Below are 23,717 nucleotides of genomic sequence, written 5' to 3'. Positions count from 1 at the left end.
AAGTAGAGTGAAGGACGTATTACTCCATATAGAAGCTATTATTTTTGCTTCTGAAGAAGGCATAACAGTCAATGAGTTAAAACAAGTGGTGGAAGATGCTTTAGCAATCAGTATATCCAAAGATGAACTAACTGATCTTGTTGATCGTATCAAAATAAAATATGAACAAGAAGATTATATTCTGGAATTAAAACTTATTAATAACGCTTACCAGTTTCTGACCAAACCGGTTTATCATGAATCAGTCAATCAGTTACAGTCTCATAAAGAGAAGAAAAAATTAAGTCAGTCGGCTCTGGAAACATTAGCGATTATCGCTTACCGTCAACCTATCACAAAATTAGAAGTTGAACAGATCAGAGGCGTCAATTGCGATTACTCAATTCAACGTCTGCTGGAAAAAAATCTCATTCAGATTACGGGAAAATCTGAAACGATCGGAAAACCGCTGCTTTATGGTACAAGCACGCAATTTATGAATCATTTTGGCATCAACAGTACAAAGGATCTCCCCCAACTGAAAGACATCGTCAACGAAGAAAACACAATTGGAGAAATTGCTGAATAGCACTTTCTCCAATTGTAATCTTTTGAATCAAACAAAGCTCTTCGCACAATTCACAACAGCTTCTTTTTCAGTAAATTAATTTTAAAATTATTTTAAAAAAAAGTTTTTAGTTATGAATTTGTTAGCTAATTTTACTGTGTAAAAACAACAATAAACAAAGCAAAAAAGGGACATGACTATGATGCAAGAGACAGCAATGGAAGTTCTAGAAGATGATGTGATTCTTTCGTTCAACGGACCTGAGGATGATTCAGATGACGACTTTGATGAAGATTTTAATCTTGATGAAATCGATTCAATTGGCGAGTTTGATGATTTTGATGAGGATGAAGATTTCTAATTAAATAGATTACACTTTACCTATTTAAACATCAAATTTCCCCGAAGAATCGGATAGCTTCGAGAAGAAAAAGAAAAAGGTCGATAAAAATATCGACCTTCTTTTTTTCAGTGTGAGAGAAGCTTACAGTTTTTTGTGTAATTGCTCATAAAGATCAATCACTTTCTTTTGCAGTTCTATGACCTCAGTTTCTCTTACTTGTAGTTTTTTACTCATATCGGCTAACTCATTCGCATATTGCTTATCTTCTTCTGAATCTGAGGTAGACAAAAGCTGAACTACACTTAAACTAAAAAGTTTAGAGATTTGATTCAACCTTGACAGATTTACATCTGTAATACCAGTTTCAATTTTAGAAAAAGCAGGAATTGAGATATCCAATCTTTTTGCTACATCTTCTTGACTCCAACCTTTTTGGTGTCTAAGTAATCTGATTTTTTTTCCTAATGCATTCATGGGTGTGTTGTGATGTTATTATATAGTATAACCAAAGTTAGTTAAAAAATATTAACATTTGATAAAAAAATACACAAATTAATCATTTTTAAAAAATTTATCAGCAAAACTAACCATATTAACCCCGCTGTAATTGCTAGAACTCATAAATAAAAGATTATATCCCTTCGATTTAAAATCTTCCAAAAAGTAGCTTAAATTCGACAAATCCAAAACAACTTGTATCGAACTATTTCCAAAGTACTCCCGAATATCTTGCTCTAAATGATCAATATTTTTATTTTTCTCTTTAAAGGAATCTTTATTGATAAACACTACCGGAATATCAGCTTCGTCCATTGCACCTCTGTAGTTGGCTAAAAACTCTTTATTCAAACTATCGTAAGCACTCAGTTCAATAACTGCAACCAGTTCTTTCTGAGGAAATTGTTCTTTCACAGCATGAATACTCCATCTTAATTTAGCCGGAGTGTGTGCAAAATCCTGATAGACGACACTTCCATCCTGACTTGCTACGAACTCCAGATAACGGATGGAACTTTTGAAACTTTTAATAGCCTCAAAAAATTCCTGTTTCTTTACGCCAAGCCACTCACAAACGGTATAGGCTCCTGCGATATTGGATAAATTATGTTTACCAAAGACCTGAAGAGGAATTTGCTCGTCGCCATAATGAAGATATGTAATACCCTTATTGATCGTATACTCCGGAGACTTATATCCATGCCTGTTGATTTTACAGACCATTGTCTCTCCTACCAGAGATTGCAGCACCTTATCTTCCTTGTTGTACACTAAAGTACCCTTCAACACGATGGTATCGATAAAGATGCGAAACTGATCATAATAGTCTTCCTGAGAAATAACAGATTTAAAGTTATCCCATTCCACATTGCTTATCAAAGCAATATTCGGATGATAAAGATGAAATTTAGATCTGTGATCTAATGTGGACGCATAATATTCGTCACCTTCTATAATAATGACAGGATTATCTGTAGTCAGATTCACCAAACGGTCAAAACCTTCCAGTTGAGCACCTACAAGGTAATCAAAAGAACGCCCCAAAGTTTTCAATACATGCATAATCATACTGGTAATGGTCGTTTTACCATATGATCCCGCAATCACTACACGCGTCTTTTGTTTACTCTGTTCGTAAACAAACTCAGGGAAAGAATAGATCTTAAGATCCAGTTCCTGTGCTTTGAGCAACTCGGGATTATCAGCCTCAGCGTGCATTCCCAATATCACAGCATCAATATCCGAAGTAATCTTCTCCGGAAACCAACCGATCTCTTCCGGCAACAGATGTGCTTCCAAAAGCCGTGTTCTGGAAGGTTCTACTATCTGATCGTCGGAACCCGTGATCTGATGCCCCTGATTGGCTAATGAAATAGCCAGATTATGCATGATACTTCCGCCTATTGCAATAAAATGAATACGCATTATGACTTATGCTTTAGTGAATTTTGCTGAACACCAACCATCCAGCACTTTCTTCATAACAAATGAGAACCCCAGTTGTTTAGCCTTGTCAGACAAAATAGCCAGATCCTCACCATCATAAAAGCCGCTAATATACAATTCTCCTTTATCTTTTAAAGAAGCTGCATACTGCTCAAATTGCTCCAACAGTATATTTCTATTGATATTAGCTACTATAGTATCAAATAAGCGGCCTTCCAGTACTTCATAAGAACCGACCTGAGATTCAATATTGCTGACTTGATTCAATATTTTATTCTCTTCGACACTATTTATACAGATAGGATCATAATCAACAGCAAATACATGTTTGGCTCCGCGAAATGAAGCCAGTATAGCCAAAATTCCGGTTCCACATCCCATATCCAGAACTTCCTTTCCCTCAAAATCATTCTCCAGAATAAAAGAGAGCATCATGGAAGTGGTCTGATGATGACCTGTTCCGAAGGACATTTTAGGATCTATAATGATCTCATACGGATACTGCTCTTTATGTTCGTGAAATGTCGCCCGCACATAGCATTGGTCATCTACGACTATAGGATTGAAATTGCTTTCCCAGAGCTTATTCCAGTTTTGTTCTTCCAGATCATTTATGACATAGTCAACCTCTAATCCTTCAGGTGCGTGAAGCAGAACAGTCTCCAGTTGCTGGAGATCGAGATTTGCAGAAGGAATATATCCTGCAAATCCCGATTCAGTGTCTTCGAACGTATCGAAGCCTATTTCAGCCAGTTCAGCAATAAGAAGATCCTGTTGCCATTCCTCTGCGGAATTACAGGTGAAGATTACTTCGCTGTACTTCATCTTCTATTACGAATTGAATACTTTAACTATATCCGTAAAATCTCTTGATTTTAAAGAAGCTCCGCCGATCAATCCGCCATCAATATCTTTCTGACTGAATAAATCCGGGGCATTTGAAGGGTTACAACTTCCTCCGTAAAGGATCGTAGTGTCATCTGCAAGCTGCTGATCATACTGATTAGCCAGAGTCTCACGGATAAAAGCATGTACCTCCTGTGCCTGTTCAGGAGAAGCTGTCAATCCGGTTCCGATCGCCCATACCGGCTCGTAAGCCAATACAACCTGTCCGAATTGCTCTGCTGACAAATGAAACAGCCCTTTTTCTAACTGCGTTTTGATGATATCAAAAAATTTACCCGATTCACGCTCTTCTTTCGTTTCACCGATACAGAAGATAGGTTTCAAACCGTGCTTCAAAGCAATATTAACTTTCTCCGCTAGTAATTCATCCGTTTCGCCAAAATAAGCTCTTCTTTCAGAATGTCCGAGAATAACGTATTCTGCACCTACAGATTTCACCTGAGCAGCAGATATCTCTCCGGTATATGCGCCAGATTCAGCCTGATGAATATTTTGAGCTCCGACAGACACATTTACAGCTGTATGAGCCAGTTGCCCCAGACTGTAAAGGTGGATCGCAGGGCTGCATACCACTACTTCCTGCTGTCCGATTACTTCATCTTTAACCATATTTACAATCTCAGAAAATAAACTTACTCCACTTTGGTAGTCCAGATTCATTTTCCAATTTCCTGCTACGATTTTTTTACGCATGTTAATTTATTTTTATTTAGAATTGATATTTTAATCTATTATGTTGTGTCAACTTATATACATGTCTCAGCAGCTCTGTCTCATCATCATGATAAGGCTGTGCTTTCATCACTTTCATATCCCGGAGCATTTCTTCAAATTTATCCCAACGGTATTCCTCCGTATGCTGATCTGTGCACCAGCTAAAATCAGGTATAAATTTAGCAGAATATCCTGGTCTTGCATATTGAACTCCCACGCCTACTACTGTACCTGTATTGAAGGACGTATTAATTCCACTCATGGCATAGTCTCCCATAATCAGTCCGCACTTTCTCAGGCCAGTATTACGGCTGTTATTCAGCGCATAGTCATATATGCTGACAGGTTTCCAGTTATTCTTCAGATTGGAATTGCTGGTACCGGCTCCTAGGTTACATCCATTCCCTATAACAGCACATCCCAGATATCCGTCATGACCTTTGGCCGAATATGTCCCCATTACCAGAGTGCCGAGCTCTCCTCCTGCTGTACTGTTGGCACCTATCGATACATTTCCATATATCCTGGTGCCCATCTTGACGCGCGCCTGCTGTCCTATAGCTACATTCCCTCTCAAATGACTGCCTTCACTGATTTCAACACCTTTAGCCAGATAAATAGGTCCTTCAGTTGTGTTGAAAGAGCAGCACTCTGCGAATACCCCGTCTTCTATAAAGATTCGGTCTCCTATCAGTTGATTTGTGCCTGATAAAGATTCCGAGCTTCTGCCCCGCGTCAACAATGCATAATCAAATTGAAGTTGTGCACTATTATATCTGAATATATCTTCCGGATACCGGATATAAGATATATCGTAAAGGAAGTTTACCGGACGCAGACTATTGAAATACGCATTGGTCAATATATTGTCAATATCTGCAGACCTGATACGAAATGCAAGCCATTCTTCTTTATCATATAGGATTTCTCCTTCTCTCAACTGATCTATGGCAGTTATAAGAGGATCTGAGGGACAGATATTTGCTTTCAGAACAATAACTTCTGCGGTGGTAATCAACGTCGGAAATCGTGCAGCAAGATACGGCTCTGTATAATAACTGCTCTTGCAGTTGAAAATCTTACCCCACTTCTCGGCTAATGATAATATCCCTATATGCAGGTCCCCTACCGGCCTGGTATATACCAGAGGCAAGAGGTGATCTCTCCAGGAAGCTCTATCAAACAGAATAATATCAACAGCCATAGAAAATATAAAAGTACACAAAAAAATCCCGATAAAGATTACCGGGATTATAATAATACTTTTTTAAGCAAAAGCAGCAATTACTTTTTGTTGTAACGGCTACGGAATTTGTCAATACGTCCTGCTGTATCAACCAATTTCATTTTACCTGTATAGAATGGGTGTGAAGTGTGAGAAATCTCTAACTTAATCAAAGGATACTCATTTCCGTCTTCCCATTGGATTGTTTCTTTTGTATCTACACAAGATTTAGTTATAAAAGCGTAGTCATTTGACATGTCTTTAAAAACAACTAATCTGTAGTTTGATGGATGCAAATCTTTTTTCATTTTTTATCTATGATTACGTATATTCAACAATTGAGGTGCAAAGATAATTATAGTATTTTTCAAATGCAACAATTTTCGTATCAAATATCAAAGATTTTGAACTTATCTCCTCCTCTGAAGGCAAAAATAAATTTCTTAAAACATTTATCTCTTCTCTAATGTTTGATATTCAGTTTGCTATGGCAAATTAAATATCGGTATTATCACAACTAAATTTTTAATCGTTATGAGTAAATTAGATGAAAAAGTAGCTGCATATGTTGCAGAAGCAAAAAAATTAAATCTCGGACTGGACGAATCGCTTATTCATGCTGTGGCAAAAGGCCTTGGTCCTTCCATCTACAAAGCAGATGCAGAAACAGTAGCTGCATCTGACAAAGAAGAATTAGCAAGACTTAAGAACAATTTTCTGATCAAAAAGCTAGGCTTGAAAGACAGTCCGGAATTAGATGCAGCCATTTCGGAAGTCATCGAAAAACTCGGAAAATCTAACAAAAACAAGTACAGAGTTCATGTCTATGCTCTTCTTGCTAAAAAATTCAAGAAAGAATCTCTTTACAAATAAGCTGCTTCAGTCCGTATTTATTCAAAACTAATCTCTCCAAAAAATTCCGGCAAATGGAAATTAGGAGTTGGAAAATCAATGCGGTTCCAGGAAACAAAATGTGGGGCTGGGAGACCATCTCCACATTTATAAAAATTAGCATGTACTGATTGTCCTCTTAACGATTCAGCTGAAACTAAGGTTTCTGCAGATGCAAACAAAGCAAATGGAATTTCCAGAATAGTGTTCCATAATTTCTGTCCTCTTATACTGCTTACTTCTGTGTAGGTATTAATCTGCTGAATCTGTTCTGCTGTCAGTCTGCTTCGGCTATTTTTATCTGATGTACCATACCCCACGAGTCCAGTACCCAGCGGATTCATTTCTATATTATAATAATGTACCTTTTGATCAAAGGAGATAAAAAACTCTACACAACTGTCTTCCCAAACGGCCTCGTTCGGACGAATATACTGGGCTTTGATATAATCTTCCCTGACCATATAATGAATAAATATAGCTTCAGAAGTATAGACGATCTGAAACTGTACTTCGGGATGATCAGGATATTCATCCTTCCAGGCAGCCTCAGCAATGGCATGAAAAGTGGCACCTTTAAATATTTCCAGCAGACCTGAATACTTATTATTCTGCTTTTGCTCTACATATTTTACTGTAAGATTTTTCATTGGATCATAAAATTAAAAAAGCATAACAGTAGTTGTTATGCTTAGGGTTCTAATTTACTATTTTTTTTTCAGGCATTAACAGCACTTGTTAATATTTCTTTTAACTTATCCTCATGCAATTCCAGCTCTTTAACCAGTTTGAGTTGAGATTTGGTGCGCACAAGGTTATGATCTGTATAATGAATTTTATAATAATGATCGCCTTCGAGATAGTCAGTAAGGAAACGAACAGCCTGCATATAAGGCAATAAAAACACGCCCGGTAATAAGGAATTCTTTTCGTAATCCGTTAAAAAGACCTTTGCTTCACTCATGTATCCGTTGGCATAGGCTTCAAATAGCGGAATATTAAGAGTTACCCGGCTCAGATCTTCTTCATCTTCAGCTCCCGAATTGATAATTGTACGGATGGCATCACCAAAATCATATGCCACAAAGCCTGGCATTACGGTATCCAGATCAATAACACATTGTGCCTGATCATCCTGATCTAGCAACACGTTATTGAATTTTGTATCATTATGTGTGATGCGTAAGGGTAATTTATTGGCTTTTCCCCACTCCAGAATGGTTTTCATTCTGTCTTCCAGTGAAAAGATATAATCTAATAAGTCCTGTACTTCTCCTACTCTGGAAACCTGATCCGTAGAAATGGCATTTCTAAGGTTGGAAAGTCTGAATTCTACATTATGGAAATTGGGGAGTATTTCCACCAACTTGTTGGCATCCAGATCAGAAAGCTGCTTTTGAAAATGACCGAATGCTTTCCCGCCTTCATAAGCCTGCACTGTTGTTTCGACCACATCATAGCTCTTAGTATGATCCAACAGGATAAACATACGCCAGTAATCCCCATCCTCATCATTATAATAAGCCAGACCATTTCGTGTAGCGATCAGCGTAAGTACTCTTTTATCAATTTCAGTCTTCTCTAATCCTTTACTTTTATAATCTTCTTTTAACCTTTCTATCACCAGACGGATATTCTCCATCAACCCGTCTACATCCTGAAAAATATGATGATTTATGCGCTGCAACAAATACTTCGTAGTAGATGTAGTCACTACTTTAAAGGTATCATTTATATGCCCTGAGCCAAATGGCGCTACATCTAATACTTCTCCGTCTATTGCGAATTGATTGGCTATATATAAGTTTCTATCTATGTTAACAGAATTCAAATCTGACATAATGTTTTTTAAAAATGAGCAGTTTATTATTGATTAGTTTGGCTAATATCAATATAAATTATCTAAATAATAAAAAAATTTAAACTCAATCGTTTGCATAAAATTTAAGAAATTGAACAAACGATTGCACAAAAGTTTTTAGAAATCAATATATATATTTGTTGAGTGAAGTGGTTATAAACCTTTTTAAATACGCCCTTGACACATTATAAATTCGATTAAATTAAGATATCAAACTTTAATCGGTTAACAAACAGTTATGGATAGAAGAAATTTTATTAGAACTACAGCTGCTGCCTCAGCTGGTTTAGGGATCATGTCAAGCACAGATTTATTTGCTCAGGATGGTAAAGTAAGAATAGCTTTTATTGGTGTAGGTCTGAGAGGACGTAACCATGTAGCGATTGCTTTGAATAGAGATGATGTAGAGATTGTCGCTATATGTGATACACAAGAAGAGTCATTGACACAATGCCGTAAGCAGTTTGACAAAAAAGGTGCTAAACTTCCTAAAGAGTATACCGGAAGTGTTGATGCTTACAAAAAAATGCTGGATAACGAAAAGCTGGATGCCGTTATTATCGCAACTCCATGGGAATTCCACAAAAATCAGGCTATTGATGCCATGAAAGCGGGCTTGTATGTGGGTTGTGAAGTAATAGCCGGTCTGACGGTAAAAGATCATTGGGATGTTGTAAAAGCATCTGAGCAGACAGGAAAGCCTTATATGACATTGGAAAATGTGGCTTACCGTCGTGATGTATTAGCGGTATTAAATATGCACCGTCAAGGTCTTTTCGGAGAGATCCTGCACCTGGAAGGTGGTTATCAGCACGATTTAAGAGAGGTGCTATTCAATGATGGTAAAAGCTATTACGGCAAAGGAGTTGAGTTTGGTCCTAAGGCTATTTCAGAAGCGCAGTGGAGAACCAAATATAATGTAGAACAAGACGGTGACCTGTACCCTACTCACGGATTAGGTCCGATCATGCATTTTGCTGATATCAACGCCGGAAACAGATTTACACATATTACTTCTTATTCCAGTAAAGCAAGAGGCCTGGCTGCCTATGTAGAGAAAATGTCTCCGGGTCATCCAAATGCTAAATTGAATTATAAAAATGGGGACATCACACAGACGATGTTACAGTGTGCAAATGGAGAAACAATGTTGTTGACACATGATACACACTTACCAAGACCTTATTCTATAGGATTCCGTGTACAGGGTACAAAAGGAATCTGGATGGATGTCGCGAATGGTATCCATATTGAAGGACAATCTAAGCCTCATGCATGGGATCCTGCAGCAGACTGGGTAAAAAAATACGACCATCCGATCTGGAAAAAATACGAAGAAGTAGCAAACGGATCCGGTCACGGAGGTATGGACTGGTTTGTATTTAACGGATTTATACAGGCTGTAAAACAAAAACGCCAGACTCCAATTGATGTGTACGATTCTGTAACGATGAGTGCAGTATTCCCATTATCAACGGAATCTATCAAAGCAGGAAACAAGACACTGGAATTTCCGGATTTCACCAGTGGAAAATGGAAAACCAAAAAGAATACCTTTATGTTGGATGATAGCGGCTTCTAAACCGTTATCTCCTTATTTTAAACAAGAAAGGGTTCCTGAACTTCAGGAACCCTTTCTTGTTTAATCCGCTTTGGACGTTAAAAGAGAATATAAACAAAATAAAGTTAAGACACTGTAAACAAGTTAATTAAAATTTCAAACACCTATATTTCGATCGATATTGCTATCTTTGTATGTTTAACAATTTTGATAAATTAGAAATGAGCAAAGTTAAAGTAGGAATTGTACAGATGTCCTGTGAAAAAGACAAACAGGCAAACCTGGACAAAGCTATTGTTAAAGTAAGAGAAGCTGCAGCTAAAGGCGCACAAATCGTTTGTTTACAAGAACTTTTCACATCCCTTTATTTCTGTGATGTAGAAGATTATGATAATTTTGATTTAGCTGAATCTATTCCTGGACCATCTACAGATGCATTAGCTGTTGTGGCTAAAGAATTGGGTGTAGTTATCATTGCATCCCTCTTTGAAAAGCGTACACAAGGGCTTTACCACAATACAACAGCCATCCTGGATGCTGACGGAAGTTATTTAGGTAAATACCGCAAAATGCATATCCCTGATGATCCTGCATTTTACGAAAAATTCTACTTTACTCCCGGAGATCTGGGATATAAAGTTTTTTCAACCAAATTTGGAAAAATCGGTATTCTTATCTGTTGGGATCAATGGTATCCTGAAGCTTCCCGTATTACCGCATTAATGGGTGCAGAGATCTTATTCTACCCTACAGCTATCGGATGGGCGACAGATCAGGATGAAGAAACAAATACGGATCAATACAATGCCTGGCAAACTATCCAGCGCTCACATGCGGTAGCGAATGGAGTGCCTGTTGTTAGTGTCAACAGGGTCGGTTTTGAGCAGGATGGTGCTATGAAATTCTGGGGAGGCAGCTTTGTCGCCAACGCACAGGGTAAATTGCTTTATCTGGCATCTCATGATCAGGAAGAAGTAGAAGTTGTCGAACTGGATCTCAATCAGTCGGACTACTTCCGTAAACACTGGCCATTCCTGCGTGACAGACGAATCGACTCCTATCAACCGATCACAAAGCGCTTCATTGACGAAGACTAACATTATATTTTACAGGCTTCTGTTCTGAATCAGAAGTCTGTAGAATCTATATTTATTAAATCACACAGTACAATGAGGTTCAACAAATCCATATTTCTGATTCTATTTCTGCTTACAATGGCTCATTCCGGATTTAGTCAGGAGCCGGGCCTTAAGATAGAAAAGTTGACGAAAGACTTCTATATATATACCACATATGTAGCGTACAGTGGCGTAAAAACATCTGCCAACGCTCTGTATATGCTTTCTAAAGATGGTGTAATACTCTTTGATACACCCTGGGATCCGGATCAGTATCAACCTTTACTGGATTCTATACGTAACAGGCATCATCAGGAAGTTATTGCAGTGTATGCAACACATTCACATGAAGACAGAGCAGGAGGATTTGGTTTTTTTAATAAAAAAGGAATTCCGACGTATGCTACTGCAGCTACAAATGCAATTCTGAAGGCCGATCACAAGCCCGAAGCGACACATCTTATTGAGCTGGACAAGACTATCCATATAGGAGGAAAGCAATTCGTAATCAAGTATTTTGGAGAGGGACATACCGCAGATAATGTGGTCATATGGTTTCCGAAAGAAAAAATATTAGACGGCGGATGTCTGATAAAAAGCAGTGAAGCCAAAAACTTAGGTTATGTCGGAGAAGCAAATGTCAAAGAATGGCCGAAAACTATCAGTAAAATTCAACAGACCTTTAAAAAGATCAATTGGGTCATACCCGGACATGATGGATGGAAACAACAGGGTCATCTCGAAAATACGCTTAAATTATTAACACAATAGAACACAGTGAATTCATCTATAGATTTATCTTCAACACCCAAAGCATTGGGTTTTTCATTTCCTGCAGAATGGGCACCACAAGAAGCTATGTGGCTCAGTTGGCCGCATAAGGAAGAGTCCTGGCCTGGCAAATTAGAGACTGTATATGCTCCGTATGCACAATTTATCAAAGCTGTTGCCGAAGCTCAAAAAGTACGGATTAACGTAGCTGATGAAGAAATGAAACAGTTTGCATGGAATCATCTGAACGATGCAGAAGCAAATCTGGCCAATATTGAATTTTATTTTAATCCAACAAACGACGCCTGGTGCCGTGATCACGGACCTGCATTCGTATTGAATCAGGACTCCGGAGAAAAAGCAGTAGTAGATTGGGGCTATAATGCCTGGGGAGGTAAATACCCCCCTTTTGATCTGGATGATGTCGTACCGACAAAGATTGCTCAGCACTTCGGACACCGTCTCTTTACCCCTCCTATTGTAATGGAAGGTGGTTCTGTGGAATTTAATGGTGCCGGAACGGTACTGACAACTACAGCATGTCTGTTGAATGAGAATCGCAACCCGCACCTCAACAAAGAACAGATCGAGCAATATCTGCTTGAATTTTATGGTCAGGATCAGGTATTATGGCTTGGGGACGGTATCGTAGGTGATGATACAGACGGACATATTGACGATATTACACGTTTCATAAATGAAAACACCGTAGTCACTGTAGTGGAATCAAATCCATTAGACGAAAACTACCTGCTGTTACAGGAAAATCTGGAGACATTACGCTCATTCAGATTGAAAAACGGTGAATCGCTTAATATTATTACCTTACCTATGCCCTCTCCTGTCATCCATGAAGACACCAGACTTCCGGCTTCATATGCTAATTTTTACATTGCCAATGAAGTTGTCGTAGTCCCTGTTTTCAATGATGTAAATGATGAGAAAGCATTAGCTATTTTGCAGGAGTGTTTTCCTTCCCGCAAAGTCATCGGTATCAATTCAGTAGATATTATCTGGGGATTAGGTAGTTTCCATTGTCTGAGCCAGCAAGAACCCCTGTTATAGATATACGTTTTACTAACCTCCGCTTAAATAATATGAGAAAAACAGGATTCAGAGCTTTGTTGACCATTGGAATAGCATTAGTATGCACCCATGTTAATGCTCAGGAACGGGATGACAGAGCTACTATTCTAAATTTTAAAGGAATACAGTTCACGAGTAAAGATTCGCTTTTTTACACTAATTTCAGGTTTCGGATGCAGAATCGCGTCAAGTATACGAATACACTGGATGGTGAAAAAAATGATGAGTGGGAAGCACGTGTCAGACGGCTGCGCATGCGTGTAGACGGCTATATCTACACACCTAAGATCAGTTATTCTGTTCAATTGGCATTCACGCGTGGAGATCAGGATTTTGATGATTCCGGAATTCCGAATATTGTTCGTGATGCGGTGATTTTCTATAATTTCAGTGACGATTTTTATATAGGATTCGGTCAGAACAAACTTCCGGGTAACCGTCAGCGTGTCAATTCTTCCGGGCAGCTACAGTTTGCAGAACGTTCCATTGTCAATGCAAACTTTTCAATTGACCGGGATTTTGGTATATCTGCTAATCTTTCCAAAAAGATCGGAGATATGCCTTTCAACCTGAAAGCGGAGATATCTACCGGAGAAGGAAGAGCTGTAAATACCACAGACAATGGCTTAGCCTATACAGGACGTTTAGAATTCCTCCCATTTGGTCAGTTTACAAATTCAGGTGATTATTCCGAAGGTGATCTGGAAAGAGAAGAGACTCCTAAATTGTCTATCGGTGGCGGTTATAGTTTTAACAACAAGACGACCCGTCTAAGCGGACAGACCGGAGCATTTGTAAAGGACGCAAAGGATCTGAGTACATTATTTGCTGATGCGATATTTAAGTACAACGGATTTGCCTATCAGGTGGAATATATGAAACGGAATGTGGATAATCCTTTTAATCAGGACCTGGAAGGAAAAGAAGTATATGTTTATAAAGGATATGGTATAAATCAGCAGATCAGCTATTTATTCAGCAAAGGATATGAACTGGCAGGAAGATATACTTTTGTAGATCCGCATAAAGATATTCGTCCCAAAGAGGAACGTACAGAAATTCTGGAAGCCGGACTTACGAAGTACATGAAGGCACACCGTCTGAAGTTTCAATTGAATGGTAACTATCTGGTCAAAGATGGTTATTATAACAATAAGATGGATGATAATAAATGGGGATTTACTTTTCAGGTCGAATTAGGAATCTAATTCGACAATATATAACACTAATTCGTAAAGGCTGCTTCTGGCAGCCTTTACTATTTTACAGTAAAATATAAAAAAACATATGCAAATCTCATCAGTTTTGCATCATAAGAGTATTAATACTTATCTTTAAAATCAAATCAGGAAAGCGAGTTTTACATGAGATACTACCTTATTGCCGGAGAGACTTCAGGAGATTTACACGGTGCAAGTTTGATTGAATCACTGAAAAAAGAGGATAGCCAGGCTGAATTCCGGATAGTCGGCGGAAATCAGATGCAGACTGCTACAGGTCAATCGGCTCTGATTCACACTTCTGAAATGGCATTCATGGGATTTGTAGAGGTTATCAAAAATCTGAGCACGATTTCAAGAAACCTGAAAGCAGTAAAAAAAGATCTTTTGGCTTATCGTCCTGATACTGTTATTCTTATTGATTTCCCTGGGTTTAATCTCAAAATAGCGGAATTTGCAAAAAAACATGGCATCAAAGTATGCTATTACATTTCACCCAAGATATGGGCCTGGAATCAGAAAAGAGTGTATAAGATTCGTCGTGTAGTAGATCATATGTTTTGCATCCTTCCTTTCGAAGTTGACTTTTATAAAAAATTCAACATGAAAGTGGATTACGTTGGAAATCCTCTTTTAGATGCAATAGACAAGTATCGCTTTAATCCGGATTTCAAAAAAGACAACGATCTTAATGAACGTAATATCATCGCTTTGCTTCCCGGAAGTCGTAAAATGGAGATAGAACGCATATTACCGGAAATGGTAAGGTTGTATTTTCTTTTTCCGGCACATCAGTTTGTAATAGCTGGTGCGCCAAATTTCGACAAAGCCTATTACGAACAATATACTCAAGACCTTCCTATAAAAATCGTTTTTGATCAGACTTATGATCTTCTGCGCAATTCGGAAGCTGCTGTAGTAACAAGCGGAACGGCAACATTGGAAACCGGAATTCTTAAAGTACCTCAGGTTGTCGTATACAAAGCCAATGCTTTAAGTGTGAAAATTGCCCGGTTGGTCATTAAAGTGAAATTCATTTCCCTTGTAAATCTTATCAATGATTATCTGTCCGTAATAGAACTTATTCAGGAAGACTGTACAGATTTTGAAATTGCCAATGAACTGGCTTTACTGATCAATGATAAAGAACACAGAGCCAGTGTAATGGAGAATTATGAGGTATTAGCCTCTAAGTTAGGCACTCCCGGTGCTTCTGAAAAAACAGCAAAGCTGATTGTTAAGTATCTAAGTGAATGATACTTTTAAACTTTTTCATATATAGATTGTCTTACTTGTAGTTTTTAAGATTTTAATCACTGATCAATATGAAAAAATATATTATTGCACTATTTGCTTCCGTAGCAGTTATGTTTGCTGCTCAGGCGCAATCGCAACCGGAATACATCTCGAAGCTTGAGATCGGGAAAAAGGCGAAGAAAACCTTTAACAACCGTGATTCCAGTATGGTTATCCATATTGATACATTAATTATGGGAGACCGTGCCTCACTCATGTTTTATGGAAAGAAAGATGTGACTTTGGTTGTCAAATATGCTGAAATCGGCAATCAGGCCTCTATATCGGGTACTGATGGAAAAAATAACGGTACCAACTTTGATATACAGGCCAATATCCAAAAATTAGGTTCTTTATACGTTATTGCAAAAGGTGATGATGCCTTTAACGGAACCAAAACTTTTCCTAACGGAAATGGAGGGAATGTAAAGATCAGCCTGAATAAAGGCAGTATAAAGCCGCAACAGACCGATAAAAAAGCGAAGGAATATCTATTTGTGGATGTAGAACCGGGAGGACGTTCAGTCAATCCTAATTCGGATCTGAGGAATATATACAGTAGAATAAAAATGGCTCCAAGCGGACTCAGAGGACTTCCTCAGGGACAGATTTATTCTGGCAGTCCTGGAACTACTGGAAAAATAGAAATTATCAGCATAGAACAATAAAACAGGCGGAAAATTCCGCCTGTTTATTGTTTACTATCCTACCCGTATTTCCTGAGGAGGTGTGATATTTTCCAGATCTTTGGGAAGGATGACAGTTAGAATGCCGTCTTCATAACTTGCGGATATTCTGGAGGTAGAAACCTGATTGTTTAACTGGAAGGAGCGCTCGAAAGCACCGGCAGAGAATTCCTGATACATATAAGCGACAGGAGTCTCTTCTTCTGAAGGATCATAGCTTACTGTAAGTACATTATTTTTTACGGCTACTTTGAATCGATCTTTTTGATAGCCTGCCGCATAGAGTTGAAGTGTAAAGAACTCTTCGTTTTCTGAGATATTGGCCGGAATATTATTTTTTCTGTCTGAACATGCGCCGGCAAAAGCATGTTCGCCATTCATAAACTCATCTCTTAATCTGCCGAATTTTTGCTCAAATTTATTCTTGAAATGTCCGTACTTTGCGGAACGGTCTGATGTATTATTAGTTTTATAGAACATTGTATTATTTATTTAGAGTTAACGAATTGGGATAATAGCATAGTTTGCGCTGTCAGCTGCCGAATACTGCGGACGGATTGCAGAAGAACTCATTTCGTAATAAGCCGGTGCAATACCTTTTCTTCTTTCATTGCCGATCATTGCTGCCTGACGCTTTTTAAAGCGTGAAGCTAAAAACATTCCTGCACCTGCCAGCAGTGTACCCACCAGCAATAATTTAAAGATCAATCCTACAACCAGTGCAAGCAAACCTGCTAAAACTGTCAATCCAATCAATCTTGGTAATATAAAACGAATTTTATTTTTCATGATTTTTTATTTTTAATTATTTAATTCAAAGGCCTTTTGATAGAAGACGGACAACAGGGAATTATACTTTAACTTTTTTTATATTATTTATTACAGGCAAAAAAAATCCCAAACAGGTTTTGTTTAGGATTCATCGTTATCGTATAGGATTCGTAAGGCTAGCAATCATGCCATCGTCTGGAAAAGCGTTGCTTCCATTCTTCCTTAAACTTTTCCTTATCCTCGGGTGAGAGTTGCTCCAATTTGGATCGCAGGTGCGAACGGTCACAAGCCTTTCCTTTTCCTTTAAACCTGAATCCTCCAAAAAGAATCTTGGATAAGACCAAAATTCCGAAGGCCTGCCAGTAACTGATTGCTTTTATCCCAATTATTTCAGGTAAAAGGGCATTCCAAAGTGACTGAACCACCCAGACCAGCAGAAAAACCATCCCGATAATAAAAGGAATCATAAAAAGAATCTTTCCTTTCTTTTCGTTTCTAAATCTGTTATTCATATCTTCTTAATATTTAAGTTCTTCGTAAAGCATATTTAAGCGCAGACGAAGGTGTTTTACCGCATAACCTTTGCGGCTAATGATCGTTTTTATATTTTCGCCCTGCAGATCAGCTATTTGCTGTAAGGTCATATCTTCTATTTCATTCAGCACAAATACATCTCTTTGTTTTTCGGGCAGTTCATCCAGAGCCTTCATCAGCTCCTCCCAGAATACCTCTTTAAACAGCTTCAGTTCCGCATTATTCGAATCATCCGCTAACAATATTTCTTTGATCTTCAGCTCTCCTTCATCATCCATATAGGTATGATCTTCTATAGCGTCCGTCTTTTTCTTACGGTACAGATCTGTGATCTTATTACGGGTAATAGAATACAACCAGGCACTCACATTTTCCAGCTGGTCGATATTAGACAGACGGCTGGTCTGATACCAGACTTCTTGCAGAATATCTTCGGCATCTTCCACTTTCTTCACTTTTCCCTTAATAAAACGAAGCAATTGGGCGCCATAGTTACGAACGACCTCCGGAAGTGAAGAAGATTGTTTATCAGACATTTGTAAGGTATGAGTGTAGTCCATAGATCAAAAGACGATTGACACACACTTTTACTTTAATACATATAGAAATAAATGTAAAAATATTTTTGGGTTATCGGGCTCTCTTTCTCTGATTTATTACATACTTCTCATTCGGTATATAACTTTAAAGCACAATTACGGCGCTCAACTGTTAAAAAACCTTAAAATAACGGGTAAACTGTAATATCGTCCTTAAGCCAAGCGTTATATCTGTACTTTTCATAAGTTTAGGTTAATAATTGGTTAGTAACGAAACGCTTCAGGTTCCCCGCCTGAAGCGTTTTTATTATTTATAGTTCACGCGATCGTTATATACTATCTGCATCCTTTATTTTGGAGTTCATATGCGAGTACCAGACGAGTCATCCGGTTGTACCTCGCTATACCTTCAGCCTGATTGTTGTGTTGCAGATACTGATTGTAAAACAGGGCGGTGAGATCGTTGATCCAACCCATATATGCCTTCCAGAAAGCTCGCTCTTCCTCCAGATCGCTTTCGATTTTTGCAGATAATCTGTTACGGTATTGTTCAAATAAATTCCTGTCAATGCCACGAAGCTCACTCAACATATATGTCACACATTGTAAATAGGCTGAATATCTGTAAAATTCATTTGGGTGATGCTGCAGGCGTACAAAAGCAATAAAATTAGCCTCATCTTCGAAGCCTATCCCCTGCTGATGAGCCAGTTCGTGCACATAAGTAAACGGCTTGGCAACCTCGGGCATTGCTGTGTTGACATGTGCTTCATGTGTAAAAGGATTAAAGTATCCGGATACCCCTACATACGACACCAAGCGACTGTTTAACGGAGATTTCGCACGTACATTGGATACAGACAAGAATGACCTGAAGGTTGTATCATTTTCTACTGTTGCCACCATATCCTGTTCAATTTGCCGTCCTTTTCCTTTCCATACCTCCGGATTGATCTGTCCCCGGATAGTATTGGTTGTATCGATAAAGCGATCCAGTACTTCCAGGTAATCCGCCAGTTTCAGACTATCAACCCGTATATCTGCATTGAGCGCTACAGACTGCCTGTAGTAATTCATTCCCCAGCTGACATAAAAAAAGAGGTATAAAAGCAACCCCAGATTAATGAGCTTTGAAAAACGTAACAATGCGGGATAAAACTTCTTTTTGAATAATAAACAGACTGTCTGTCCGGTCAGGAATACCAGAAATCCGATCGCAGTACAATAAAAAATATCTCCGACACTAAAAGGTAAATATCCGAAAAAAGTGCCCGGAATATAGGAAAATACAGGATACCAGCCTCTGGAAAAGATCATTTCCACGGCATGTGTATTGCCCTGCCATAGTGTAAACACTATAAGCAGAACAATCAGTATCAACGATACAATGCCTGATCTTTTCAGCTGGTTTTTCATGATTAGCTTTCGTTTTCGAAATAAACTTTATAATAGTTCATCCCTTTCTCTTCGTCAAAACCCTTTTCCAGGTATTCTCTCTTTCCATGAACGTAAATATGGAAATTCTTATCGAGCTTCAATACACTTTTGTAGGAAGCCTCCATTTTCTTAACAGCCTTGTCCGCAATATCAAAATTACTCTGAAAAGGAGTTTCAAATTCATCTTCAAACTCACCCCGATATTCTTTAAACAGTGATATCGCCTGAGGATTTCCTAATACCTGTTCTTCAAATTCTTCCTGTACAAACTCTTCCTTTTCTTTAAAATAATTCATCGAACGGTTTAGCAGATCAATTTTATCTGCCTTCTCCATTTCAAAAACATCTTCCAGTTTTTCGTTGACAAAGTTTTTATACACTTTCAGGTAGTTACCTGTCTGGTTAAAGTTATCATTACGGATACGAAGTTTCAGAAATTCATCCTTCCAGTACACAGCTTCCTGCTGTTTGTTTGTCTGATCCACGACCAGTACCTTGTAACCCTCGTCTTCCTCCACATCGATAATGAGTACGCCTTTGTCCAGCTTGTTGATATTGATGGCTTCTGCTTCATAATCCAGCTTAAATGCTCCCTTCTCCGGATATACTTTAAGGTATGTTTCTTTATTTTCGGATTTGAAGATACCTATTGCCTGATGATCTTCTCCTTCCATCTGTACGTTCTTCAGGTGAACGACATACACTTCGCCCGCTTTGATCTTCGGATGGCCTGATACCTCATACAAATGCTTGCTGACTTGCTGAGAAAGCTCATGAAAAGGTAGTTTATCCTCAAAAAACTGTTTTGTAAAATGATATACCTCATTGAGTCCGAGTTCTTCATTAGGATGAAAAAAACGATGTACTTCATTCAGCTTGGCAAACGGAGACAAAAAATACTGCATAAGCAGCTGAGGCATTACTTCATCTTCACCCAGGTTAACAGGTTCATCAGAAAGGATATAAAACTCATCCTGCGCTTTATTTCCTACGCGGTGAATGGATAATTTTTCGAAAGTGGCATCTTGATGAAAAAACATATATTGCGATTCTATTTTTTAAAAATTGTACAACTCTATTGCTGTCCGGTATGTCTGTATATGTGCATTGACTATATCCCGGATATGTTCGGAATATCCTCCTCCCATGCTGACCTGAACCGGTATATCAAGTTGTCTGCATAAGGAAAGGACGATATAATCCCGCTCTTTACACGCTTCAGGTGAAAGCTTCAGTTTACCCAGCTTATCTGTTGCCAAAACATCGACTCCTGCCTGATAAAATACAAAATCAGGGGCGACTTTCTCAAACAGATCCGGTAATACTGTTGTCAACTGAGACAAATAATTCTTATCTGTAATCCCGTCTTCCAGATTAATATCAAGATGAGATTGTTCTTTTATAAATGGAAAATTCTTTGCCCCGTGCATAGAAAAGGTAAATACCTCTTTACTACCTTTAAATATATTGGCTGTTCCGTTTCCCTGATGTACATCAAGGTCAATGATTAATATTTTATGTACCTTTTGCTCAGCGAGTAAATATGCGGCAGCTATAGCCTGATCATTCAACAAACAAAAACCTTCTCCATATGCATGTCCTGCATGATGTGTACCTCCGGCTACATTAAAGGCAATCCCGTATTGCATAGCAAAAAGTGCAGTTCTGATCGTGCCATCCACAATAAGACGTTCACGCCGGATCAGACTATCTGTTAATGGAAATCCGATTCTCCTGATCATACGCGCATCCAGTGTGAGTTCGAACAGATCCCTTACATAAGATTCGTCATGCGCCAGACAGGCAATTTCTTCTGAAATCAATTCAGGTTCAAAAAAACTGTCCTTAGATACGAGTCCTTCATGTATCAACTGCATGGGAATCAACTCATACTTCAACATGGGAAACCTGTGGCCTTCCCTCAGCGGATGAATATAGGCGTTATGAAAAGCTATTTTGAGCAAAACAAAGTTTTCTATTTGATGACGAAGATACAAAAATGTTGTGGCACGACTGCCCCGAAATCCTATCGAAATATTGGATTTACTAATAAAATTTAACATATTTACAGACTGACCTGCGTCAGTTTTTAACTTAACTTCATGGAAAATAAATCTTTACCTCAATTATCTGCAGAAGAATTAAGGGTCTTAGGTTCTTTACTGGAAAAATCTAAAACCACACCTGAATATTACCCAATGACACTCAATGGTTTACAGACTGCATGTAACCAAAAAACTTCCCGAAAACCGGTGGTTAATTATGATGAACCTACTATTATCGCAGCATTAGATGCGTTGAAAAAGAGAGGCTTGATGTCCACAGTTGTAGGTGGTGGCAGCAGAGTGACAAAATATAAACACAATCTGGCGATTCAGTTTCCTCTGATTCCTTCCGATCTGGCTGTACTGTGTCTATTGATTTTGAGAGGGCCGCTCACTGCCGGCGAAATCAATAGTAATTCTGGCCGCTTGTATGAATTTGAAGGACTGGAGGATGTACAGGAACATCTGAATAAGCTCAGTGAAGGTGAAATAGAATATGTAAAGCAATTACCTAAACGTCCGGGACAGAAAGAAGTGCGTTATGTGCATCTCTTAGGCGAAGTAAATGAGGAAGATTATGATGAGCCTGTAAACAATGGAGCACAACAGAGTCAGGTAAAGGAACTAGAGAACAGAGTTCTTGTATTAGAAGAACAACTGCAGCAACTTCGGGCTGAATTTGACAGTTTGATGCAGGAACTGCGTTAACCCGGTTTAGTATGAAAAAGCTTCTCTTTTTATTATTTATATTCCCAGCCCTTTTATTTGCTCAAAACGAGCAATACAATATTACTCCTTTAATTCAGGATATAAAGAGCAGTTTTAGGGGATTAGCTGTAGTTTCAGACCAGATTCTTTGGATAAGTGGCAGCAACGGAACTGTAGGAAAATCTTTGGATGGCGGAAAATCCTGGAATTGGGTCAATCCGGCCGGATTCGAATCATACGATTTCAGAGATATTCAGGCTTTTAGTGCAAAAGAGGCTGTTATTGTTAATGCAGGTTCTCCTGCAGTGATATTACGCACAAGTGATGGGGGTAAAAACTGGATAAGTACATATGAGAATAATCATCCGGATATCTTTTTGGATGGAATGGATTTTTGGGATCAAAAAAGAGGAATTGCTTTTGGGGACCCTATAGACGGGCGACTCCAATTGTTGTATTCTTCCGATAAAGGAAAGAGCTGGAATGACATATCTGCTAATCTTAAGCAGGTTATGAAAACAGGAGAAGCCAGTTTTGCTGCCAGTGGAAGTACCATCTGTACCCAACCGGATGGCAATGTATGGATCGCCACAGGTGGTTCAGTATCCCATATTTATTTTTCCGGAGACTACGGACAGCATTGGGAACAGTATGCCTGTCCAATTACGCAGGGCAAAAGTACAACCGGCGTGTTTTCTATAGCTTTTATTGATCACATGACAGGTGTGGTAGTAGGTGGAGATTATGCGCAGGATAAAGAAAACGTAAATAACATCTTGCTGACTACCGACGGTGGAAAAAACTGGACAGCACCAGCAAAACCTGTTTCAGGGTTCAGATCTTCTGTTGTGTATATAAATAAACAGAGATTATTCGCAACAGGGACTTCGGGAACAGATGTTTCTGACGACGGAGGAAATACCTGGACAAAAATCGCTGATTCAAGTTTTAATGTGATCGGGAAATCTCAATCAGGCAATAAGATATTCCTTACAGGCAGCAAAGGAAATGTTGCGGTGCTACAAATACAACCCTCTCCCAAATAGAAGTGAGGACATAAAACAACCTGCAAATCGCAGATTCTAACACCTCTAGCGCAAGTATTAGCGGAGCGGTGCTTGTGCTAGAGCAGATATACAACCATTCAATACAGTTGGTGGGGACAGCAACTGACGCCACTAAATGTTTCGATTCCTAAGAAAACAACCTGCAAATCGCAGCATTTCACATCTCTAGCGCAAGCATTAGCGGAGCGGTGCTTGTTGCTACAGCAGACATACAAACATTCTATACAGTTGGTGTGGACACCAACTGACGCTACTAAATGTTTCCATTCCTAAGAAAACAACCTGCAAATCGCAGCTTCTAACACCTCTAGCGCAAGCATTAGTGTAACGGTGCTTGTGCTTTAGCAGCGATACAAATATTCCATACGGTTAGTAAAAAACCAACTGACACACAAAATTTATAAATAAAAAAGTCCGTCTTCCTTACGAAAGACGGACTTGTATGTG

The 23,717-nt window shown here is 38.6% G+C and carries 27 protein-coding genes; 12 read left to right on the top strand and 15 right to left on the bottom strand.

The features are described from left to right. Window positions 1-7 precede the first annotated feature (7 nt). Together scpB and I6J03_RS18735 are read left to right on the top strand one after the other, a co-directional pair. Window positions 8-568: an SMC-Scp complex subunit ScpB gene (scpB, locus tag I6J03_RS18740; protein ID WP_003002936.1), complete on the top strand. Its 561-nt coding sequence runs from the start codon at window positions 8-10 to the stop codon at window positions 566-568. A 196-nt stretch (window positions 569-764) separates the two neighbouring features. Further along, a complete protein-coding gene (locus tag I6J03_RS18735) occupies window positions 765-908 on the top strand; it encodes a hypothetical protein (RefSeq protein WP_198137101.1) in 144 nt (47 codons plus the stop codon). Between the two features lie 123 nt (window positions 909-1,031). On the opposite strand, the gene I6J03_RS18730 is transcribed toward I6J03_RS18735, so the two are convergent. From I6J03_RS18730 to I6J03_RS18705, 6 genes are all read right to left on the bottom strand, one after another. Then, window positions 1,032-1,364: a helix-turn-helix domain-containing protein gene (locus tag I6J03_RS18730; RefSeq protein WP_003002937.1), complete on the bottom strand. Its 333-nt coding sequence runs from the start codon at window positions 1,362-1,364 to the stop codon at window positions 1,032-1,034. A gap of 78 nt (window positions 1,365-1,442) precedes the next feature. Beyond that, complete coding sequence (locus I6J03_RS18725) at window positions 1,443-2,813, bottom strand: UDP-N-acetylmuramate--L-alanine ligase (RefSeq protein ID WP_003002938.1); 1,371 nt, start codon at window positions 2,811-2,813, stop codon at window positions 1,443-1,445. Window positions 2,814-2,819: 6 nt separating this feature from the next. Then, window positions 2,820-3,659, bottom strand: a complete 840-nt coding sequence (gene prmA / locus I6J03_RS18720) for a 50S ribosomal protein L11 methyltransferase (protein WP_003002939.1) — start codon at window positions 3,657-3,659, stop codon at window positions 2,820-2,822. Between the two features lie 6 nt (window positions 3,660-3,665). Then, the gene (tpiA, locus tag I6J03_RS18715; protein WP_003002940.1) at window positions 3,666-4,433 is read right to left on the bottom strand and encodes a triose-phosphate isomerase; all 768 of its coding nucleotides are present in this window, start codon (window positions 4,431-4,433) and stop codon (window positions 3,666-3,668) included. Window positions 4,434-4,449: 16 nt separating this feature from the next. Next, window positions 4,450-5,658, bottom strand: a complete 1,209-nt coding sequence (locus tag I6J03_RS18710; protein WP_003002941.1) for a putative sugar nucleotidyl transferase — start codon at window positions 5,656-5,658, stop codon at window positions 4,450-4,452. 80 nt (window positions 5,659-5,738) lie between these two features. Beyond that, a complete protein-coding gene (locus I6J03_RS18705) occupies window positions 5,739-5,987 on the bottom strand; it encodes a type B 50S ribosomal protein L31 (RefSeq protein ID WP_002995694.1) in 249 nt (82 codons plus the stop codon). A gap of 226 nt (window positions 5,988-6,213) precedes the next feature. Between I6J03_RS18705 and I6J03_RS18700 the strand changes: the two genes are divergently transcribed. Continuing rightward, window positions 6,214-6,552, top strand: a complete 339-nt coding sequence (locus I6J03_RS18700) for a DUF2853 family protein (protein ID WP_002995698.1) — start codon at window positions 6,214-6,216, stop codon at window positions 6,550-6,552. Window positions 6,553-6,569: 17 nt separating this feature from the next. On the opposite strand, the gene I6J03_RS18695 is transcribed toward I6J03_RS18700, so the two are convergent. Both I6J03_RS18695 and I6J03_RS18690 read right to left on the bottom strand, forming a co-directional pair. After that, a complete protein-coding gene (locus I6J03_RS18695) occupies window positions 6,570-7,220 on the bottom strand; it encodes a carbohydrate-binding family 9-like protein (RefSeq protein ID WP_003002942.1) in 651 nt (216 codons plus the stop codon). A gap of 68 nt (window positions 7,221-7,288) precedes the next feature. Continuing rightward, window positions 7,289-8,410 carry a phosphotransferase enzyme family protein gene (locus I6J03_RS18690; RefSeq protein ID WP_003002943.1) on the bottom strand — a complete coding sequence of 374 codons (1,122 nt, stop codon included), beginning with the start codon at window positions 8,408-8,410 and terminating at the stop codon, window positions 7,289-7,291. 259 nt (window positions 8,411-8,669) lie between these two features. Between I6J03_RS18690 and I6J03_RS18685 the strand changes: the two genes are divergently transcribed. The 7 genes from I6J03_RS18685 (at window position 8,670) to I6J03_RS18655 (ending at window position 16,151) form a co-directional block, all read left to right on the top strand. Then, window positions 8,670-10,013 (top strand): Gfo/Idh/MocA family protein, encoded by a 1,344-nt coding sequence (locus I6J03_RS18685; protein WP_003002945.1) that lies wholly within the window; start codon window positions 8,670-8,672, stop codon window positions 10,011-10,013. 200 nt (window positions 10,014-10,213) lie between these two features. Continuing rightward, window positions 10,214-11,089: a carbon-nitrogen hydrolase gene (locus tag I6J03_RS18680; RefSeq protein ID WP_039989698.1), complete on the top strand. Its 876-nt coding sequence runs from the start codon at window positions 10,214-10,216 to the stop codon at window positions 11,087-11,089. A gap of 72 nt (window positions 11,090-11,161) precedes the next feature. Next, a complete protein-coding gene (gene blaSPI / locus I6J03_RS18675) occupies window positions 11,162-11,881 on the top strand; it encodes an SPI family subclass B1 metallo-beta-lactamase (RefSeq protein WP_201693890.1) in 720 nt (239 codons plus the stop codon). A gap of 6 nt (window positions 11,882-11,887) precedes the next feature. Next, a complete protein-coding gene (locus tag I6J03_RS18670; protein ID WP_003002952.1) occupies window positions 11,888-12,946 on the top strand; it encodes an agmatine deiminase family protein in 1,059 nt (352 codons plus the stop codon). A gap of 32 nt (window positions 12,947-12,978) precedes the next feature. Further along, the gene (locus tag I6J03_RS18665) at window positions 12,979-14,175 is read left to right on the top strand and encodes a porin (RefSeq protein WP_003002954.1); all 1,197 of its coding nucleotides are present in this window, start codon (window positions 12,979-12,981) and stop codon (window positions 14,173-14,175) included. Between the two features lie 156 nt (window positions 14,176-14,331). Continuing rightward, on the top strand, window positions 14,332-15,444 hold the full coding sequence (gene lpxB / locus I6J03_RS18660; protein WP_003002956.1) for a lipid-A-disaccharide synthase: 1,113 nt from the start codon (window positions 14,332-14,334) through the stop codon (window positions 15,442-15,444). Window positions 15,445-15,512: 68 nt separating this feature from the next. Then, window positions 15,513-16,151 (top strand): hypothetical protein, encoded by a 639-nt coding sequence (locus I6J03_RS18655; protein WP_003002957.1) that lies wholly within the window; start codon window positions 15,513-15,515, stop codon window positions 16,149-16,151. A gap of 33 nt (window positions 16,152-16,184) precedes the next feature. Here I6J03_RS18655 and I6J03_RS18650 read toward each other — a convergent pair whose 3' ends face one another. The 7 genes from I6J03_RS18650 to I6J03_RS18620 all read right to left on the bottom strand — a co-directional run bounded on the left by I6J03_RS18650 (window position 16,185) and on the right by I6J03_RS18620 (window position 21,513). Continuing rightward, complete coding sequence (locus I6J03_RS18650; RefSeq protein ID WP_003002959.1) at window positions 16,185-16,649, bottom strand: Hsp20/alpha crystallin family protein; 465 nt, start codon at window positions 16,647-16,649, stop codon at window positions 16,185-16,187. 18 nt (window positions 16,650-16,667) lie between these two features. Then, complete coding sequence (locus I6J03_RS18645; protein WP_003002961.1) at window positions 16,668-16,958, bottom strand: hypothetical protein; 291 nt, start codon at window positions 16,956-16,958, stop codon at window positions 16,668-16,670. 158 nt (window positions 16,959-17,116) lie between these two features. Beyond that, window positions 17,117-17,452 (bottom strand): hypothetical protein, encoded by a 336-nt coding sequence (locus I6J03_RS18640; RefSeq protein WP_003002963.1) that lies wholly within the window; start codon window positions 17,450-17,452, stop codon window positions 17,117-17,119. Between the two features lie 6 nt (window positions 17,453-17,458). After that, window positions 17,459-18,010: an RNA polymerase sigma factor gene (locus tag I6J03_RS18635; protein ID WP_236586201.1), complete on the bottom strand. Its 552-nt coding sequence runs from the start codon at window positions 18,008-18,010 to the stop codon at window positions 17,459-17,461. Window positions 18,011-18,349: 339 nt separating this feature from the next. After that, entirely contained in the window at window positions 18,350-19,429 is a 1,080-nt protein-coding gene (locus I6J03_RS18630; protein WP_003002965.1) for a DUF3810 domain-containing protein, read from the bottom strand. 2 nt (window positions 19,430-19,431) lie between these two features. After that, a complete protein-coding gene (locus I6J03_RS18625; protein WP_003002967.1) occupies window positions 19,432-20,490 on the bottom strand; it encodes a nucleoid-associated protein in 1,059 nt (352 codons plus the stop codon). A gap of 18 nt (window positions 20,491-20,508) precedes the next feature. Next, window positions 20,509-21,513: a histone deacetylase family protein gene (locus I6J03_RS18620; RefSeq protein WP_003002969.1), complete on the bottom strand. Its 1,005-nt coding sequence runs from the start codon at window positions 21,511-21,513 to the stop codon at window positions 20,509-20,511. 39 nt (window positions 21,514-21,552) lie between these two features. Here I6J03_RS18620 and I6J03_RS18615 point away from each other — a divergent pair, with 39 nt between their 5' ends. After that, window positions 21,553-22,203 (top strand): YceH family protein, encoded by a 651-nt coding sequence (locus I6J03_RS18615; RefSeq protein ID WP_003002971.1) that lies wholly within the window; start codon window positions 21,553-21,555, stop codon window positions 22,201-22,203. A gap of 11 nt (window positions 22,204-22,214) precedes the next feature. Beyond that, on the top strand, window positions 22,215-23,249 hold the full coding sequence (locus tag I6J03_RS18610) for a WD40/YVTN/BNR-like repeat-containing protein (RefSeq protein ID WP_003002973.1): 1,035 nt from the start codon (window positions 22,215-22,217) through the stop codon (window positions 23,247-23,249). The last annotated feature ends 468 nt before the right edge of the window (window positions 23,250-23,717 follow it).

This window comes from Sphingobacterium spiritivorum (assembly GCF_016724845.1).
Lineage (GTDB): Bacteria > Bacteroidota > Bacteroidia > Sphingobacteriales > Sphingobacteriaceae > Sphingobacterium > Sphingobacterium spiritivorum_A.
Note: the sequence above shows the minus strand (reverse complement) of the source record. Positions and strands in the feature narration are given on the sequence as shown.

Coding starts and splice junctions, on each gene's coding strand:
- I6J03_RS18735 (WP_198137101.1), top strand. CDS start 765: ATGGAAGTTCTAGAAGATGATGTGATTCTTTCGTTCAACGGACCTGAG.
- I6J03_RS18730 (WP_003002937.1), bottom strand. CDS start 1,364: ATGAATGCATTAGGAAAAAAAATCAGATTACTTAGACACCAAAAAGGT.
- I6J03_RS18725 (WP_003002938.1), bottom strand. CDS start 2,813: ATGCGTATTCATTTTATTGCAATAGGCGGAAGTATCATGCATAATCTG.
- prmA (WP_003002939.1), bottom strand. CDS start 3,659: ATGAAGTACAGCGAAGTAATCTTCACCTGTAATTCCGCAGAGGAATGG.
- tpiA (WP_003002940.1), bottom strand. CDS start 4,433: ATGCGTAAAAAAATCGTAGCAGGAAATTGGAAAATGAATCTGGACTAC.
- I6J03_RS18710 (WP_003002941.1), bottom strand. CDS start 5,658: ATGGCTGTTGATATTATTCTGTTTGATAGAGCTTCCTGGAGAGATCAC.
- I6J03_RS18705 (WP_002995694.1), bottom strand. CDS start 5,987: ATGAAAAAAGATTTGCATCCATCAAACTACAGATTAGTTGTTTTTAAA.
- I6J03_RS18700 (WP_002995698.1), top strand. CDS start 6,214: ATGAGTAAATTAGATGAAAAAGTAGCTGCATATGTTGCAGAAGCAAAA.
- I6J03_RS18695 (WP_003002942.1), bottom strand. CDS start 7,220: ATGAAAAATCTTACAGTAAAATATGTAGAGCAAAAGCAGAATAATAAG.
- I6J03_RS18690 (WP_003002943.1), bottom strand. CDS start 8,410: ATGTCAGATTTGAATTCTGTTAACATAGATAGAAACTTATATATAGCC.
- I6J03_RS18685 (WP_003002945.1), top strand. CDS start 8,670: ATGGATAGAAGAAATTTTATTAGAACTACAGCTGCTGCCTCAGCTGGT.
- I6J03_RS18680 (WP_039989698.1), top strand. CDS start 10,214: ATGAGCAAAGTTAAAGTAGGAATTGTACAGATGTCCTGTGAAAAAGAC.
- blaSPI (WP_201693890.1), top strand. CDS start 11,162: ATGAGGTTCAACAAATCCATATTTCTGATTCTATTTCTGCTTACAATG.
- I6J03_RS18665 (WP_003002954.1), top strand. CDS start 12,979: ATGAGAAAAACAGGATTCAGAGCTTTGTTGACCATTGGAATAGCATTA.
- lpxB (WP_003002956.1), top strand. CDS start 14,332: ATGAGATACTACCTTATTGCCGGAGAGACTTCAGGAGATTTACACGGT.
- I6J03_RS18655 (WP_003002957.1), top strand. CDS start 15,513: ATGAAAAAATATATTATTGCACTATTTGCTTCCGTAGCAGTTATGTTT.
- I6J03_RS18650 (WP_003002959.1), bottom strand. CDS start 16,649: ATGTTCTATAAAACTAATAATACATCAGACCGTTCCGCAAAGTACGGA.
- I6J03_RS18645 (WP_003002961.1), bottom strand. CDS start 16,958: ATGAAAAATAAAATTCGTTTTATATTACCAAGATTGATTGGATTGACA.
- I6J03_RS18640 (WP_003002963.1), bottom strand. CDS start 17,452: ATGAATAACAGATTTAGAAACGAAAAGAAAGGAAAGATTCTTTTTATG.
- I6J03_RS18635 (WP_236586201.1), bottom strand. CDS start 18,010: ATGTCTGATAAACAATCTTCTTCACTTCCGGAGGTCGTTCGTAACTAT.
- I6J03_RS18630 (WP_003002965.1), bottom strand. CDS start 19,429: ATGAAAAACCAGCTGAAAAGATCAGGCATTGTATCGTTGATACTGATT.
- I6J03_RS18625 (WP_003002967.1), bottom strand. CDS start 20,490: ATGTTTTTTCATCAAGATGCCACTTTCGAAAAATTATCCATTCACCGC.
- I6J03_RS18620 (WP_003002969.1), bottom strand. CDS start 21,513: ATGTTAAATTTTATTAGTAAATCCAATATTTCGATAGGATTTCGGGGC.
- I6J03_RS18615 (WP_003002971.1), top strand. CDS start 21,553: ATGGAAAATAAATCTTTACCTCAATTATCTGCAGAAGAATTAAGGGTC.
- I6J03_RS18610 (WP_003002973.1), top strand. CDS start 22,215: ATGAAAAAGCTTCTCTTTTTATTATTTATATTCCCAGCCCTTTTATTT.